14 protein-coding genes are annotated in these 16,060 nt (G+C 72.4%); 6 read left to right on the top strand and 8 right to left on the bottom strand.

Features of this window, described 5'->3' with window-relative positions:
• Window positions 1–296 precede the first annotated feature (296 nt).
• Window positions 297–1,328: a PHP domain-containing protein gene (locus LQ327_RS05595; RefSeq protein ID WP_230730525.1), complete on the bottom strand. Its 1,032-nt coding sequence runs from the start codon at window positions 1,326–1,328 to the stop codon at window positions 297–299.
• An 89-nt stretch (window positions 1,329–1,417) separates the two neighbouring features.
• On the opposite strand from LQ327_RS05595, the gene LQ327_RS05600 reads away from it, so the two are divergent.
• Window positions 1,418–3,013 (top strand): Rieske 2Fe-2S domain-containing protein, encoded by a 1,596-nt coding sequence (locus LQ327_RS05600; RefSeq protein ID WP_230730526.1) that lies wholly within the window; start codon window positions 1,418–1,420, stop codon window positions 3,011–3,013.
• On the opposite strand, the gene LQ327_RS05605 is transcribed toward LQ327_RS05600, so the two are convergent.
• Complete coding sequence (locus tag LQ327_RS05605; protein ID WP_230730527.1) at window positions 3,010–3,612, bottom strand: maleylpyruvate isomerase family mycothiol-dependent enzyme; 603 nt, start codon at window positions 3,610–3,612, stop codon at window positions 3,010–3,012. The genes LQ327_RS05600 and LQ327_RS05605 overlap by 4 nt on opposite strands.
• 38 nt (window positions 3,613–3,650) lie before the next feature.
• Window positions 3,651–4,649, bottom strand: a complete 999-nt coding sequence (locus LQ327_RS05610) for an RNA polymerase subunit sigma-70 (RefSeq protein ID WP_230730528.1) — start codon at window positions 4,647–4,649, stop codon at window positions 3,651–3,653.
• Window positions 4,650–4,694: 45 nt separating this feature from the next.
• Between LQ327_RS05610 and dusB the strand changes: the two genes are divergently transcribed.
• From dusB to phoU, 5 genes are all read left to right on the top strand, one after another.
• Window positions 4,695–5,819, top strand: a complete 1,125-nt coding sequence (gene dusB / locus LQ327_RS05615) for a tRNA dihydrouridine synthase DusB (RefSeq protein ID WP_230730529.1) — start codon at window positions 4,695–4,697, stop codon at window positions 5,817–5,819.
• 5 nt (window positions 5,820–5,824) lie between these two features.
• Window positions 5,825–6,301 carry a hypothetical protein gene (locus tag LQ327_RS05620; RefSeq protein WP_230730530.1) on the top strand — a complete coding sequence of 159 codons (477 nt, stop codon included), beginning with the start codon at window positions 5,825–5,827 and terminating at the stop codon, window positions 6,299–6,301.
• Window positions 6,302–6,566: 265 nt separating this feature from the next.
• Window positions 6,567–7,532 carry a GGDEF domain-containing protein gene (locus LQ327_RS05625; protein ID WP_230730531.1) on the top strand — a complete coding sequence of 322 codons (966 nt, stop codon included), beginning with the start codon at window positions 6,567–6,569 and terminating at the stop codon, window positions 7,530–7,532.
• A gap of 182 nt (window positions 7,533–7,714) precedes the next feature.
• Window positions 7,715–9,985 carry an LCP family protein gene (locus LQ327_RS05630; RefSeq protein ID WP_230730532.1) on the top strand — a complete coding sequence of 757 codons (2,271 nt, stop codon included), beginning with the start codon at window positions 7,715–7,717 and terminating at the stop codon, window positions 9,983–9,985.
• 80 nt (window positions 9,986–10,065) lie between these two features.
• A complete protein-coding gene (gene phoU / locus LQ327_RS05635) occupies window positions 10,066–10,722 on the top strand; it encodes a phosphate signaling complex protein PhoU (RefSeq protein ID WP_230730533.1) in 657 nt (218 codons plus the stop codon).
• Between the two features lie 117 nt (window positions 10,723–10,839).
• On the opposite strand, the gene pstB is transcribed toward phoU, so the two are convergent.
• The 5 genes from pstB to mshD form a co-directional block, all read right to left on the bottom strand.
• On the bottom strand, window positions 10,840–11,616 hold the full coding sequence (pstB, locus tag LQ327_RS05640) for a phosphate ABC transporter ATP-binding protein PstB (RefSeq protein WP_230730534.1): 777 nt from the start codon (window positions 11,614–11,616) through the stop codon (window positions 10,840–10,842).
• A 10-nt stretch (window positions 11,617–11,626) separates the two neighbouring features.
• Window positions 11,627–12,538: a phosphate ABC transporter permease PstA gene (pstA, locus tag LQ327_RS05645; protein ID WP_230730535.1), complete on the bottom strand. Its 912-nt coding sequence runs from the start codon at window positions 12,536–12,538 to the stop codon at window positions 11,627–11,629.
• Complete coding sequence (gene pstC, locus LQ327_RS05650) at window positions 12,538–13,509, bottom strand: phosphate ABC transporter permease subunit PstC (RefSeq protein WP_230730536.1); 972 nt, start codon at window positions 13,507–13,509, stop codon at window positions 12,538–12,540. The genes pstA and pstC overlap by 1 nt, the downstream gene beginning before the upstream one ends.
• 163 nt (window positions 13,510–13,672) lie before the next feature.
• Window positions 13,673–14,779: a phosphate ABC transporter substrate-binding protein PstS gene (gene pstS / locus LQ327_RS05655; protein ID WP_230730537.1), complete on the bottom strand. Its 1,107-nt coding sequence runs from the start codon at window positions 14,777–14,779 to the stop codon at window positions 13,673–13,675.
• Window positions 14,780–15,102: 323 nt separating this feature from the next.
• Window positions 15,103–16,026: a mycothiol synthase gene (mshD, locus tag LQ327_RS05660; RefSeq protein ID WP_230730538.1), complete on the bottom strand. Its 924-nt coding sequence runs from the start codon at window positions 16,024–16,026 to the stop codon at window positions 15,103–15,105.
• Window positions 16,027–16,060 lie beyond the last annotated feature (34 nt).

Below are 16,060 nucleotides of genomic sequence, written 5' to 3' on the forward strand. Positions count from 1 at the left end.
CGAGCGCTCCGGGGGCCTGGTGTCCGTCGGGAATTCACCGGTCGACGTGTCCGTCTCGGGGAGACGGAACCGGCCAATCCACGACCTGACGTCGACTAGCTGACGGACACCTCACGAGTCCTTGCGTTCTTCAACGTCGGACCACCTCCTCTCCCGTGTGCCACCACGCTATGCCGAGATCGCGCACCCCGCAAACGACATGCCGGATCGGGAGAATCCGCAGGTCAGAGACCCATTCGGCTCCGCCGTGTGCGTGCGTTTCCGTGTCTGGACACGGAAACGCACGCACATGCGCGTCAGCGCGAACGCCAGGCCAGGAGGTCGTCGACGGAGCGGGAGTTGACCACCCGGTCGACCGGCACCTCGCACTCCACGGCGCGCTCGCACCCGTAGGGCTGCCAGTCCAGCTGGCCCGGCGCGTGGGCGTCGGTGTCGATCACGAACTCGCATCCAGCCTCGAGCGCCTGGCGCAGCAGATCCCGCGGTGGGTCGAGCCGCTCCGGGCGGGAGTTGATCTCGACGGCGACCCCGTTCTCGAGGCACGCGTCGAACACCGCCTCGGCGTCGAACGTCGACGGCGGACGGGTGCCGCGGCCGCCGGTGACGAGCCGCCCGGTGCAGTGCCCGAGCACGTCGACGAGCGGGTGCGAGACGCCGCAGACCATCCGCGCGGTCATCTCCTGCGACGGGGCCCGCAGCTTCGAGTGGACGCTGGCCACCACCAGGTCCAGCTCTTCGAGGAGGTCGTCCGGGGCGTCGATCGAGCCGTCCTCGAGGATGTCGACCTCGATCCCGCGCAGCAGCCGGAACGGCGCCAGTTCCTCGTTGACCTCGGTGATCACGTCGAACTGCCGGCGCCGGCGGTCCGGGGAGAGCCCGTTCGCCACGGTGAGGTTCTCGGAGTGGTCGGTGAGCACCATCCACGCGTGGCCGAGGTCGCGGGCGGTGCGGGCCATCTCGAGGATGTCGCTGCCGCCGTCGGACCACGTCGAGTGCGTGTGGCAGTCGCCGCGCAGGGCGGCGCGCAGCTCGACGCCCCCCGCCACCGGCTCGGTGTGACGGCTCTCCAGCTCGGCGAGGGTCTCCGAGGTCCGGCCCGACACGACGTCGCTGACGACGGCGGCCGTCTTCCTGCCCACACCCTTGAGGTCGGTGAGCGTGCCCGCGGAGGCGCGGGAGGCCACCTCGTCGGGACCCAGCTCGGCCAGGCGTTCCGCCGCTGTGCGGTATGCCTTCACCCGATAGGACTCCGCGCGCTCGCGTTCGAGGTAGAAGGCGACGGCGCGCAGGGCGGCGATCGGGTCACCGTCGACAGGAATGGCGGTCACGACACCAGGGATACCCCACCCGGAACCGTCGTGGGCGCCGCCACCACGGACAATCGGGATCGAGCATCGAACTACGAGGAGGTCTGCTCGTGCGGGTGACCGGAGTCGGGCACGCGGGGATGCGTTTCGAGACGGCGGGTGGCAGCGTGCTCTGCGACCCGTGGGTGAACCCGACGTTCTTCGCGTCCTGGGTGCCGTTCCCGGACAACACGGCGCTGGCCTGGTCGGAGCTCGGGAAGACCGACTACCTCTACGTCTCCCACCTGCACCGCGACCACTTCGACGCGGACAACCTGCGCGCCCACGTCTCCAAGGACGCGCGCGTGCTGCTCCCGGACTACCCCACCGACGAGCTCGAGCACGAGCTGCGCGACCTGGGCTTCCGGCACTTCGTCCGCACCGAGACCGGGGTGCCGGTCGAGCTGGACGGGCTGCGGTTCATGATCACCTCGCTGAAGGGCCCCGGCGACGGCCCGATCGGCGACTCCGCGCTCTCCCTCGACGACGGCACCGCCCGCGTCGTCAACCAGAACGACGCGCACCCGCTGGACATCCCGAAGCTGCTCGAGTTCGGCGCCTACGACGCGCACTTCACCCAGTTCTCCGGCGCCATCTGGTGGCCGATGGTCTACGACCTGCCGAAGGCCGCCAAGCGCGAGTTCGCCCGCCGCAAGCGCATCGGCCAGGAGGACCGGGCGATGCGCTACATCCGCGAGGTCGGTGCGCCGCACATCTTCCCGACGGCGGGTCCGCCCTGCTTCCTCGACGACGACCTGTTCCGGTGGAACGGCCTGGGCTACGACGGCGTCGAGGGCGAGTCGATCTTCACCGACCAGTGGGAGTTCCTGGGTCGGATGCGCGAGCTCGGCCACTCGGCCGGATCCGACCAGCAGGGCCACCTGCTGCTGCCCGGCACGACCGCCGAGATCGGCCACGGCACCGTCGAGAACCTGGCGCACCCGCTGCCCGACGACGAGGTGGAGCGCATCTTCGTCGACAAGGAGCGCTACCTGCGCGACTTCGCCGAGCGCGCCCGCCCCGCGATCGAGGCGCAGAAGGCGCGCTGGGCGACCCCGCAGCCCGACATCCTGACCCGGCTCAAGGAGTGGATCGAGCCGCTGATGAAGCGCGCCGACCACATGTGCGACGGGATCGGCGGCCCGGTCCGCATGGACCTCACCGGGATGCCGGCCACCGTCCCGGGCGTGGACGCCGACGGCGTGCTCCCGCTGGCGTTCGACTTCTCCGCCCGCGAGATCCGCATCTACGACGGCGAGCAGGCCCGCTACCGCTGGACGGTCCCCGGGACGCTCGTGGCCACCAACGTCGCGACCGGCGAGGTCGACTGGTCGAACTCGCTGTTCCTCTCGGTGCGGTTCGCCGCGAGCCGCGTCGGCCAGTACAACGAGTACCTCTACACGTTCTTCAAGTGTCTGTCCGAGGAGCGGATGGACTACGTCGAGAACTGGTACGACGCCCAGAACGACGACGGCCGCGACATCGAGATCGACGGGTGGAAGGTGCAGGCCCGCTGCCCGCACCTCTCGGCCGACCTGTCGAAGTTCGGCTCCGTCGACGGCGAGGTCCTCACCTGCACGCTGCACAACTGGAAGTTCAACCTCGCGACCGGACGCTGCCTGACGAGCGCCGGCCACGAGATCCGCGCGGAGAAGATCGACGACTAGCGGGTCACGGTGGCCCGCCCGGTGACCCGCAGCAGCAGGTCCACGGCGGGGAGCTCGACGATCTCGGGCCCGTCCCCGAGCGCGAGGTCGGTGTCGGTGGCGACCAGCCTGGTCCCGGCGAGGTCGCTGCCGAAGTAGGCGAGCATGCGGGGTGTCGCGGAGCCCAGCACGTGCCGCACGCGGTCGGCCGGCGGCCGGGGCAGGCCGAGGGACTCGGTGACGTCGAGACCGTGGATGACGTCGTGGCTCAGCGCGCCGGCCTGCCCGCCGCCCGGCGGGCGCCACGGGTGGGCGACGTTGTCGCGCAGGGCGGCGAGGAGCTCGGCGTCCGAGTGCCGCGCGGTGTCGGAGTGGGCGATCGTGTCGGCGAACCGGTTGAAGTCCCCGCGGGCCGCCGCGATCCCCCGCAGCACCCGGAATCCCGAGTGCCGGTAGGGCATCGTCACGTGGGCGACGACCTCCCTCACCCGCCACCCCGCACACAGCGAGGGCGCCGCCCACTGGTCGGGACGCAAGGCGGCGTAGAGGTCGGCGAGCCGCACGCGTTCGGCGGCGGTCTCGCGGGCGAGCGGGTCGGTGGTGTCGAGCTGGCGTGGCACGGCGGTCTCCTGGGGGACGACGACGCTGACCTGAGGGACTACGTCCGCGCCGCCCCGGATTCATCGGTCGCCCGCCGGAAGTCCGGCTCGAGCACCGCGGGGAGGCCGAACTCGCCGAAGCGGTCGGCGGTGCCGAGGAACGTCGTCGTGTGCGCGACCCGGTCCCCGCGGGGCTCGACCAGCACCAGCGCGAAGGGGCGCAGCAGCCCGCGCTCGTCGGGCCGGTACTGACCGAACCCGGGCTGCCCGCTGATCGCGGTCGGTACCAGCCGCGCGCCCTCGCAGCCGCCGAGGCCGATCAGCCCGGCGATCGCCGCACCACCCTCCAGCCACCAGGCGAATGGCGGCATCGACGTGCGGGCGTCCTCGGCGAGCAGGTCGGTCAGGCGGGCCACGTCGTGCGCCTCGAACGCGTCGACGTAGCGCGCGAGCAGGGCCCGCTGGTCGGCGTCGGCAACGCCGAGCGGGTCGCCCGGGGCGGGCCGGTGCCGCTCGAGCGTCTCGCGGGCGCGCTGCAGGGCACTGGTGACCGAGGCCGTCGTCGTGCCCAGCACCTCGGCGGTCTCGGCGGCGGAGAACGCCAGGACGTCGCGCAGGAGCAGCGTGGCGCGCTGGCGGGGCGGGAGGTGCTGCAGCGCGGCGACGAAGGCGAGCCGCACCGTCTCCCGCTGCGCCGTCACCTCCGCCGGGTCCACGGCGGCGACGAGCCGGGCGTCGGGCATCGGCTCCACGAAGCGGTCCGCCGGCAGCGGGAGACCGATCTCCGCCCCGGGTACGGCCGCGGGGCCGAGGTCGACGCAGAGGGCCCGGCGGCGGGCCGCGCGCAGCAGGTCGAGACACACCGTCGTCGCGATGCGGAACACCCACGGGTGGAGCGCCCCGCGGGCGGGGTCGAAGCGCTCCCGGTGGCGGAAGGCCCGAAGGATGGCCTCCTGCACGGCGTCGTCGGTGTCCGCCGCCGACCCGAGCATGCGGTAGCAGTGCGCGGTCAGGGGCACCCGGAGCGCCTCGAGCTCGTCGACGGTCGGCGCGGCCATGCCGGGAGTCCACCCTGTCCGGGGGATCGCGCACAATGGAGGGTCATGGAGCCGTTGCGCATCGGGAAGCACGAGCTGACGACGCCGGTCGTGCTCGCGCCGATGGCGGGCGTCACCAACCCGCCGTTCCGCCGGCTCTGCCGTGAGCAGGGCGCCGGGCTCTACGTCTGCGAGATGATCACGGCGCGGGCCCTGGTGGAACGCCACCCCGGCACCGCCGAGATGATCGCGTTCGACGACGACGAGTCCCCCCGCTCCATGCAGCTCTACGGCGTGGACCCGGCGACGATCGGGCGCGCGGTCGAGCGGATCGTGGACGAGGACCTCGCCGACCACGTGGATCTCAACTTCGGCTGCCCGGTCCCCAAGGTCACCCGCCGCGGCGGCGGCGCCGCGCTGCCGTACAAGCGGCGGCTCTTCGAGCGGATCGTGCGCACCGCGGTCGAGACCGCCGGCCGCGGCGGGCTGCCGCTGACGGTGAAGATGCGGATCGGCATCGACGACGACCACGAGACGTTCCTCGACGCCGGGCGGATCGCCGCCGCCGAGGGCGCGGCCGCCGTCGCCCTGCACGCGCGGACCGCCGCGCAGCGCTACTCCGGCCACGCCGACTGGACCCGCATCGCCGAGCTGCGCGACGCGGTCCCGGCCGAGGTCCCGGTCCTGGGCAACGGCGACATCTTCGCCGCCGACGACGCGCTCGCGATGGTCGAGAAGACCGGGTGCGACGGCGTCGTGGTCGGCCGCGGCTGCCTCGGCCGGCCGTGGCTCTTCGGCGAGCTGGAGGCGGCCTTCGCGGGGCGCCCGGCGCCGACCCCGCCCACCCTCGGCGGCGTCGCCGGCGTGATGCGCCGCCACGTCGAGCTGCTGATCGCCCACCACGGCGAGCGCAAGGGCGTGCGGGACTCCCGCAAGCACATGTCCTGGTACCTGCACGGGTTCGCGGTCGGCTCCGAGCTGCGCCGCGAGCTCGGGATGATCGACGGGCTCGAGAGCCTCGACGCGCTCCTCGCCCGCCTCGATCACGACCAGCCGTTCCCGCCGGAGGCCGACGGCCCGCGCGGCCGGCAGGGTTCGCCGGGTCACGTGACCCTGCCCGAGGGCTGGCTCGACGACCCCGAGGACGCGACGGTGCCCGCGGGCGCCGACGTCATGAACTCCGGCGGCTGATCGCGGTGCGGGGCGGCCGGGGCACAGCCCTCGTCGTCGGGACCCTGCTCGTCGCCGCCGTGACGGCCGGGTGCGGGACGGTCGTCCCCGGGCAGGCCCGCGTCGCCCCGGTGGCCCGCGGCGACCGCGCGCTGATCGACCAGTACATCGCCTCCGCGAACCACGCGGGGGACGCCGGCCCGACCGTCCAGACCGCATTCCTGCGCGCCACCCAGGCGCAGGGAGCGCCCTTCCCGCCCGACCGGTGCTTCGGGAACATGACCCTCCAGACCGATCTGGTCGGCCGCACGTTGCGGCCCGACCCCGGCTGGAAGCCCCCGGAGACCCAGCCGAACACCCCGGCCCCGGCGGGCGCGATCTACGTGGTCGCGGCCGCGGTGTCGGTACGCCAGGGACAGCTGGAGATCCGCGAGGACGTCGGCTCGAAGCACTTCGTCATCCATGACGGACGCGTCACCGGCTACGCTCCGTGCGCCGACTGACGGCTACTTCACACCACGGCCCGTCACGTCCACCGAGCTTGAGCCCCCGGTCGGGCAGCGTTCCGGGGCCGAATGAGCAGCAGCCTGATCCCTCCACGCAGAGTCACATCGACCGGACGGTGGAATTGCCTGGCGGTCGGGGCGGGGGCGTTGCACCGGCGCTGCACTGCGCGACACTGGTAGCAGGACGCGGAGGGAGCGGCGGGTGTTCGTGAGGGCCTCACGGGTCGGCGGTCGGTCGGATTCGGTACCGACCGCGACATCGGTGACCCCTGCGCCCCCGGACTCGCCCGAACTGTCCGAGCTCCCCGTCGACGAGCCCGCTGCCAGCACTTTCGACACCGCGCCGATCGTCGGGATCGACGAGGCGATGCGGATGGACGCTCCCGGGGACGACCCGGGCGCCGACCGCGCGACCCAGGCCAGGGCGCACGAGGCGGCCGCCGAGGTCCTCGCCGACCGGGGCGACTGGCGCCGCGCCTACCAGCACCTGCGGGCCGCGATGGCGCTCGTGCACCTCGGCGAGACGCCCCCGGTGCACGTGCCCGAGCAGTTACGCCGTGAAGTCGACCGTCTCCGGCGCGAGCGGGCCGAGGCGCGCGAGCAGAGCCGCCGGGACAGCCTCACCGCGACCTGGAACCGCCGCTACCTCGACGAGCGCCTGTCGACACTGCGTGACGAGTCCCCGGAGGCGGTCTGCGTCGCCCTCGTGGACGTCGACCACTTCAAGCTCGTCAACGACACCTATGGCCACGCGGTCGGCGACTCGGTGCTGCGCAGCCTCGTGACGCTGATGCGTGACGGGGTGGACGGCCTCGCGCCGGACGGCTTCTGCGCGCGCTACGGGGGCGAGGAGTTCGCGCTCGTCCTGACCGGGGCGAGCCCGGAGAACGCCGTGCAGGCCTGCGAGGCCATCCGCGCCCGCGTCGAGGAGCACGACTGGGCGGCGACGGCGGCCGACCTCCGGGTGACCGTCAGCGTCGGGCTCGGCTGTCTCGGGGCCGAGGCGCCCGGCGAGGGCGGGGTCGAGGCGGGCGGGGTCGGCACGGGCGCCCTGGACCGGGTCGACGAACTGCTCTACGTCGCGAAGCGCACCGGGCGCAACGCGGTGGCGTTCCGGGACCCGGCGGGACGGGTCCGGCTCGCGGGCCCGGCGTCGGGACGCCGCGGAGTCGACGCCGTCGCCCGGGCGGTGTGCGAGCCCGACCGTTCGAGGGTCGGAGACCACTGAACGTCGGTCGAATCTCGGCCGTTCGGCCCACGCCGTCACGATCCGGTGACGAAGGTTGCCTCTCGTGGCGCTGGAGAGTAGGGCCGCCGCCCACGGAACGGTGACCGCCTGAGTACTATCCGTGGACCCCGGCACGGTCGGTTCGCGCCCGGGTTCCTGTCCGCGGGTTCTCCGGGGGTTTCGTGAACGACGACCGTGAGCGTGGCGCCCGATCCGGCGCCCCCCGCGCCCGGTCGACCACGCCCCGGCCCGAGACGCCGGGGCCGCCCTCGGTCCCGACCCGGATCGGCGCCGGGACGCCGTCGGACCCCGTCCGCCGCGGCGCGGTCCCGCCGTCGATGGTGCCGCTCGCCCGCAAGCGGGCGGTGCGCCGGGGTCTGCGCCCCGGGGGCGCGGCCGCGACGACCGAACCGCTGCGCGACGTCGTCGAGACCGCGTCACGCGCTGACGTCGCCCCGCCGGCGGAGCCCGAACCACCCTCTCCGCCCCGAGGGCCGGCACGGTCCGCCCTGGTGCCGCCCCAGCAGCCCGCACGCCCGCTCTCCGGCGCCCGCCCGCCGTGGCCGCCGCGGGACCCGGAGGGCCGCGAGCCCACCGAGCGCATGCTCCCGGCGTCCCGCGCTCCCGCAGACCGCGAACCGACCGAGCGCATGCTGCCCCGCCCCGCGCCGTCGGCCCCCACACCCGCCGTCGCCCCGACCCTCGCGCCCGCCGTCACCCCGACGACCGCCTCCGGCCCCGTCGGCCCGACCCCGGTCCGCGGCGCGGCTCCTCTCGAGCGCCCCGCCACCCGCAGCGTCGCCTCCGGGAAGGACGACGCCGAGTGGGCGGCGACCTCCGCCGTCGCGTCGGGCGTGGGCCGGCGGCTGAGCCGACTGCGCCGACGCTGGACCTGGGGCCACACGAGGCGGCTGCTGGCCACGGCGACCTCGGTCGTCGTCGTGCTGGTGTGCGGGCTGGCCTGGGGCGCGACGTCGTGGTTCGAGACCGCGGTGCGCCAGATCGCCGCCCTCGACCCCACCTCGAGCGCCATCCTCGACCCCGCGGCGCAGGCCGGGGACCAGAACTTCCTCGTGGTCGGCTCGGACACCCGCGTGGGCGCCGTGCCGAGCGAGGACGTCGGCGACGCGAGCGACGTCGCCGGAGCCCGCTCGGACACCGTGATGATCGTCCACGTCCCCGCGGACCGCTCCCGGGTGACGGTGGTGTCCTTCCCCCGCGACCTCGAGATCGACCGGCCCGCCTGCGAGCACTGGGACTCGGTCTCGGGCAACTACACGCCGCAGACGATGGTCGAGACCCCGCAGGTCAAGCTGAACTCGGCGTACCAGGTCGGTGGGCCCCGGTGCACCACCAAGGTCGTCCAGCAGCTCTCCGGTCTCGCGATCAACCACTTCCTCGCCGTCGACTTCTCCGGCTTCAAGGACATGGTCGACGCGGTCGACGGCGTCCCCATCTGCGTCGACAAGCCGATGCGGGACACGATCCTGGGGACGGTGATCCCGCGCGCCGGGACGTCGGTGCTCACCGGCGACCAGGCGCTGAACTTCGTGCGGGCCCGGCACGTGGTCGGCGACCCGACGAGCGACTACGGCCGCATCCACCGCCAGCAGCTCTTCCTCTCGGCCCTGCTGCGCCAGTCCCTCTCGGCGGGCACGCTGCTCGACCTCGGCAAGCTCCAGAACCTGGTGGGCGCCGTGTCCCGGTCGACCTACGGCGAGAACATCGAGGCCGACCAGCTGCTGAGCCTCGGGCAGTCGCTGTCCGGCCTGAGCGCCGGCGACGTCACCTTCACGACGGTGCCGACCACCGGCGTGGCCAACAGCCGCGGCAACGAGGTGCTGCGCGGCGCGGACGACCGGGCGCTGTTCGACGCGGTCATCGACGACCGGCCGCTGCCGGGCCAGCCGGGCGCGGCCCCGCCCGCCGCCCCGGCGCCGACGGTGCCGGCCGACCGGGTCGCGCTGACCCTCGTGGACGACCGCAGCGGCTCCAGTGGCTCCGGGGACACCACGAACGCCGCGTCGTCCACGACCCGGTCCTCGGTCGACGGCACGGACGGTTCGGACGGTTCGGGCGGCTCGGGCGGCGACTCCACGAGTTCGGCGTCGGGCTTCCGCAACGACCGCTCGACCCAGGGCCCGTCGCGGACCTCCGTCGCCGGCGCACTGCGCGGCTACGGGTTCACGGTGACCTCGGGCGGGGCCCCGACGTCGTCCGCGTCCTCGGCCTCGCGCACCGCCATCCGCTTCACCCCCGACCAGGCCGGAGCGGCCGCGACCCTCCAGCGGGCCGTCCCCGGCGCCGTCCTGACGCCCCAGCAGGGCGGCTCGGGCGGCCTGGTCCTCGCGCTGGGCGACGACTTCGACGGCCGCGTGCTCGACCCGGCCGCGCCCCCTCCCGCCGCGCCTGCACCCGCCCTGGTCAACGCGGCCGACAGCGTGTGCAGTTGACCACCGGGAACGCCCTGCCGTTCACCGCTGGTTCACTCGCCGGACGGGTCTGCGCCCCCGCCTCCGCCTAGTCTGCGCGCATGCGCGCGGCCTACCACGAGAAGCTCGAGGGCTTGAACGACGAGCTCGCCCAGATGTCCCAGCTGGCCGGCGAGGCCATGAAGAAGGCGACGACCGCCCTGCTCGAGGGGGATCTCGACCTGGCCGAGGAGGTCATCTCCTCCGACACCGACATCGACGCCCTGCGGACCTCCGCGGAGGAGCAGGCGTTCGGCCTCCTCGCCCTGCAGGCACCGGTGGCGGGCGACCTGCGCTCGGTGATCGCGGCGATCCATTCGGCGGGCGACCTCGAGCGGATGGGCGACCTCGCCCTCCACGTCGCCAAGGCGGCCCGTCGTCGCCACCCCGACCTGGTGCTGCCCGGCGAGGTGGCGCCCTACTTCGCCGAGATGGGGCGCGTCGCGCTCGACCTCGCCCAGGACGCCCGGCAGGTGATCCTCAACCGCGACATCGAGCTCGCCTTCACCATGGAGTCCGACGACGACGCCATGGACGACCTCCACCGGCACCTGTTCACCGTGATGATGAACCGGGACTGGCCCCACGGCGTGGCGCCCGCGGTGGACGTGACCCTGCTCGGCCGGTTCTACGAGCGCTTCGCCGACCACGCGGTCGCCGTCGCGCGGCGCGTGGTCTTCATGGTGACCGGCAAGATGCCCGACCCGCCGCTGGCCTGAGCACCCCGTCCCGAAACCACGAACGGCTCGTTCGTCACCGTTGAAGGTGACGAACGAGCCGTTCGTTCCGTTCGGGGAGGTGCCGCGAGGTCCCGTGAGGTGCCGGGGAGCGCGCGATCAGCCGAAGCGACCGGAGATGTAGTCCTCGGTCTCGCGCTCGGTCGGGTTCGAGAAGATCTTCTCGGTGTCGTCGATCTCCACCAGGTGGCCGGGCTTCCCGGTGGCCTCGAGGTTGAAGAACGCGGTCTGGTCGCTCACCCGCGCGGCCTGCTGCATGTTGTGGGTGACGATGACGATCGTGTACTCCTTCTTGAGGTCCCCGATGAGGTCCTCGATCGCCAGCGTCGAGATCGGGTCCAGCGCGGAGCACGGCTCGTCCATGAGCAGCACGTCGGGCTGCACCGCGATCGCGCGGGCGATGCACAGTCGCTGCTGCTGACCGCCGGAGAGGCCGCCACCGGGCTTGTCGAGGCGGCTCTCCACCTCCTTCCAGAGGTTCGCGCCGCGCAGCGAGGCCTCGCAGACCTCGTCGAGCTTCTTCTTGTCCCGCACGCCCTGCAGCTTCAGGCCGGCGACGACGTTGTCGCGGATCGACATCGTCGGGAACGGATTCGGGCGCTGGAAGACCATTCCGATGGTGCGCCGCACCGCCACCGCGTCGGAACCGCGGGCGTAGATGTCCTCGCCGTCGAGCTGGATCTCCCCCTCGACCCGGGCGCCCGGGATCTCCTCGTGCATGCGGTTCAGCGTCCGCAGCACGGTGGACTTCCCGCAGCCCGACGGGCCGATGAACGACGTGACGGTGCGCGGCGGCACGGAGAGGTTGACGTCCTGCACGGCGTGGAAGTCGCCGTAGTAGATGTCGACGTCCTTGAGGTCGAGACGCTTGGCCACTTCGAGGTCCTTACTTCGAGATCGACGAGAAGCGGGAGATGACGCTCGCGATGATCTGGAAGATCATCACGATGATGATCAGCGTCAGTGCGCCGCCCCAGATCCGGAGCTGGCCGGCCGCCGACGGGTTCGTCGAGAGCTCGGTGTAGATGAGCAGCGGCAACGAGGCCATGTTGCCCTGGAACGGATTGAAGTTGATCGCGCGGGCGTAGCCGACGAGGACGAGGACCGGCGCCGTCTCCCCCATCACGCGGGCGAACGCGAGCATCACGCCCGTGACGGTGCCCGAGAGGGCGGTGGGCAGGACGATGCGCAGGATCGTCTTCCACTTCGGGATGCCGAGCGCGTAGGCCGCCTCGCGCAGCTCGTCGGGCACCAGCTGCAGCATCTCCTGCGTGTTCCGGATGACCACCGGGAGCATCAGCAGGACGAGCGCCAGGCCGACGAGGAAGCCGCTCTGGTCGAAGCCGAGGATCGAGATGAACAACGCGAAGATGAAGAGCGCGGCCACGATCGAGGGCACACCCGAGAGGATGTCGACCATGAAGCTGGTGATCTTCGCGAGCCGCCCCCGGCCGTACTCGACGAGATAGACGGCCGCCAGGATCCCGATCGGTACCGCGAAGATCCCGGCGATCAGCGCCTGGATCAGGGTCCCGGCGATCGCGTGGTAGACGCCGCCGCGGACCTCGTCGGGCGTGACGCCCGACAGCGACTTCGTCCACCAGTCCGCGGAGACGATCGCCGGGATGCCCTTGACGAGCACGCTGACGAGCAGCCACACCAGCGGGATCACCGCGATGAGGAACGCGAGCGTGACCAGCACGGTCGCGGCCTGGTTCTTGATCTTGCGTGAGGCCGAGACGCTGCGGAAGGTCTCGGGGACCGCGGGGCGGTCCGGGGCGTCGAGAGCGGTCGACATCAGCCGTTCACCTTCCCACCCGCAACGACGCGAGCGATCGCGTTGACGACGAAGGTCAGCACGAACAGCACCAGACCCGCCGCGATGTAGGCACCGGTCGGCAGCGGCTGGCTGAACTCCGAGGCCGCCGACGCGATGAGCGAGGCGAACGTGTAGCCGCCGTCGAAGAGGCTGCCGTGCGAGGGGCTCGTCGAGGCCCGGATCACCAGCAGGATCGCGATCGTCTCACCGAGCGCGCGCCCGAGACCGAGCATCGACGCGGCGATGAACCCGCTGCGACCGTAGGGGAGCACCGCCATGCGGATGACCTCCCAGCGCGTCGCGCCGAGGGCCTGGGCGGCCTCGATCTGGAAGCGCGGGGTCTGCCGGAACACCTCTTGGGTCGTGGCGGTGATGATCGGCAGGATCATGATCGCCAGGATGATGCCGGCGGTGAAGATCGTGCCGGTGAGGACCGGGCTGATGTTGCCGGGCGAGAACAGGAAGAACCAGCCCAGATAGGTCTGCAGGAACTGCGCGAACGGCTCGATGACCGGTGCCAGGACGAGGATGCCCCACAGGCCGTAGACGATCGACGGGACCGCGGCCAGCACGCCGATCACGAACGCGAACGGCCGCGCGAGGCGCGACGGGGTGTACTGCGTCAGGAAGAGCGCGATGCCCAGGCCGACCGGCATCGCGATCGCCAGCGCCATCAGCGACGACAGCAGGGTGACGACCAGCAGGTCCCGGATGCCGAACATCAGGTTGTTCGCGTCGCCCGTGTTGAACTGGGCGCTCGTGAAGAAGTTCGCGTGGTTCGCGATCAGCGAGGGCACGGCCTGCACGATCAGGAACACGCCTATCAGGACGACCGCCGCGACGACCACGAGGCCGGCTCCGGAGGTCAGCCAGCGGAACGCGCGTTCGCCGGCACCCCCCGTGCTCGCCGGAGAAGCCTTCGGGGACTGGGGTTCGGACACGGATCCCATGGTGCTCGATCCCGTCGGAGTGTCCCGGGGCTCACGGTCTCCCGAGTCCGCCCGCCGGGTGGTGCGTTCGCTCACGATTCTCCGGACATACCTCGTGGTCGGGGTCGGGACGGGTGAGCCCGGCCGGGACGCGGACGTCCCGGCCGGGCATCACTGCTGACGATCAGGAGATCGCGTTGACCGAGGTCGAGAGGCGCTGCTTGAACGCGTCGGGGATCGGGACGTAACCGCCCTGCGTCAGCGTGCCCTGGGCCTGCGGGGAGAGAGCGGTCTGCAGGAACGCCTTCACCGCCGTCCCGGTCTGCGGGTCGGCGTACTTGGTGCAGACGATCTCGTAGGTGGCCAGCGAGATCGGGTACGCGCCCGGCGTGGTGGTCTTGTAGATGCTCGTCAGGTCGAGCGTCAGGTCGTTGCCCTGGCCGGTGACCTTGACCGCGTCGATCGCCTTGCCGAGGTTGTCGGTCGACAGCGGGACCGGCTGGCCACCACCGGCGTTGATGATGCTCGCGGTGGGGAGCTGGGCCTTCTGCGCGAAGGAGGCCTCGATGTAGGCGATCGAGTTCGGCGTGCTCTTCGTGGCGTCGGTGACCCCCTGGCTGCCCTTGGCGCCCGCCCCGACACCACCGTTGAACGTCTGCGCCGCCGGCTTGCCGTAGGCGTTGTTCGACGCGGCGTTCAGGTAGTTCTGGAAGTTCTGCGTGGTACCGGAGTTGTCGGAGCGGAAGTTCACGACGATCGGCGCCGCGGGCAGGTTCTTGCCCGGGTTCAGGGCGACGATGGCCGGGTCGTTCCAGGTCTTGACGGTGCCGTTGAAGACCTTGGCGAGAGTCGGGCCGTCGAGCGCGAGGTCGGTGACGCCCGCGACGTTGTAGGCGACCGCGATGGGCCCGAACACCATCGGGAGGTTGAGCGGGGTCGAGGCGCACCGCTGCTGCGCCGCCGGGGTCTGCGCCGCGGTCAGCGCGGAGTCCGAACCGGCGAAGTCGGTCTGGCCGCCGGTGAAGTCGTTGACCCCGGCGCCGGAACCGCTCGCCGTGTAGTTCACGGTCTGACCGTTGCAGGTCTGCTCGAACGTGTTGACGAAGCCGGTGATGGCGTTCGCCTGGGCGGTCGAGCCGCTGGCCTTGAGCGCCTGCTTGCCGCCACAGGTGACACCCGCCGCCTGCGGAGCTGAGCCCCCGCCGGAGTTGTTGTCACTGCCGCATGCGCTGAACAGGAGCGCCCCGGCCGCGATCAGACCGATCGCCGCTGCGCGCCGCTGGAACCTCACAGAAACCCTCCGTCTCGTCCTGATCCCAGCGCCCGAATCGTGGCGCTCTGGGCGGATCGGCCGACACGGACTGCATCGACCGCAGCGGAGGTTATGGGCGGCGGATGGACGACCGACGCTGGTCGGGTGAACGGGGGATGAACAGGCCCGGTTGTGCGCCACTGAACGACCGCGAGCCTCGTCACACCAGGTCAGCGCGCTGTCGATGATTCGACGGTCGGTGTTCAGAACGACACTCTGCGGAGTCGACGTGGCCTGGAGGTGTCGTCGGGATGACTGCGGCCTGTCGGAGGATCTCCACTGCAGGTGGGTGACGCCGGGCGTCAGCCCGGGAGACCGAAGGAGACGTCCGTGGCGTCCACCTCGAACCCCAGGCGCCGGTAGGTGGCGACGGCCGGGGCGTTGTCCGCCTCGACGTAGAGGATCACCTCGTCGAGCCCGCGGCCGGCGAGATGATGGAGTCCGGCGAGGGTGAGCACGCCGCCGAGGCCGCGCCCCTGGGCCTCGGGATCGACGCCCACGACGTAGACCTCGCCCACCGGTCCCCCATCGCGCGCGCCGTCGGGGTGGACCTTCGTCCAGTGGAAGCCGAGCAGCCGGCCCGACGCGTCGTCGCGAGCGAGGAGGAAGCCTGCGGCGTCGAACCACGGCTCCTGCTCCCGCCGCCGGACGTCGTCGACGGTCATGGCCCCCTGCTCGGGGTGCCACGCGAAGGCGCGGGCGTTGACGGCGACGACGTCGGGCTCGTCCTGCCCCACCCGCAGCGCGCCGATGGTGATCCCCTCGGCGGCCCGCGGCGGCGGGAGCGGGCCCGTGTCGGCGGGGCGGCGCATCATCCAGAGCTCGCGGTCACGGTGCAGCCCCTGGGACGCGGCCAGCGCGGTGGAGCCCGGCCGCTCGCCGTGCGCCCACACCCGGGCATGGCCGGGCCGGACCGACGGATCGGCCCGGATCTCCCGGGCGAGCGCGGTCGCGACGCCGTGCCGGCGCGCCCCGGGCGCGACCCCGAGCTCGACGACGACGTCGTCCGGCTCGCCCGCGTCGACGTGCGCCCAGGCGACGAGACCGCCGCCGTCGTCGCGCACCACGAGATGGCGCCCGTGGCCGGTCGGCGTCGCGAGGTCGAGCAGCGCGGACTCGGACCACGCGGACACCCCGTCGGCGTGCTTCACGGCGTCGACCAGGCGTTCGATCTCCGCGCGCTCGTCGGCGGTCGGTTCGACCCACTGCGGCACCGGGCTCGTCACGGCCGGCGACGCTACCGCCCGTCCGCGCCCGGCG

The organism is Actinomycetospora endophytica (genome assembly GCF_021026375.1).
Taxonomy (GTDB): Bacteria; Actinomycetota; Actinomycetes; order Mycobacteriales; family Pseudonocardiaceae; genus Actinomycetospora; species Actinomycetospora endophytica.

Coding starts and splice junctions, on each gene's coding strand:
- LQ327_RS05610 (WP_230730528.1), bottom strand. CDS start 4,649: ATGGCCGCGCCGACCGTCGACGAGCTCGAGGCGCTCCGGGTGCCCCTG.
- dusB (WP_230730529.1), top strand. CDS start 4,695: ATGGAGCCGTTGCGCATCGGGAAGCACGAGCTGACGACGCCGGTCGTG.
- phoU (WP_230730533.1), top strand. CDS start 10,066: ATGCGCGCGGCCTACCACGAGAAGCTCGAGGGCTTGAACGACGAGCTC.
- pstA (WP_230730535.1), bottom strand. CDS start 12,538: ATGTCGACCGCTCTCGACGCCCCGGACCGCCCCGCGGTCCCCGAGACC.
- pstC (WP_230730536.1), bottom strand. CDS start 13,509: ATGGGATCCGTGTCCGAACCCCAGTCCCCGAAGGCTTCTCCGGCGAGC.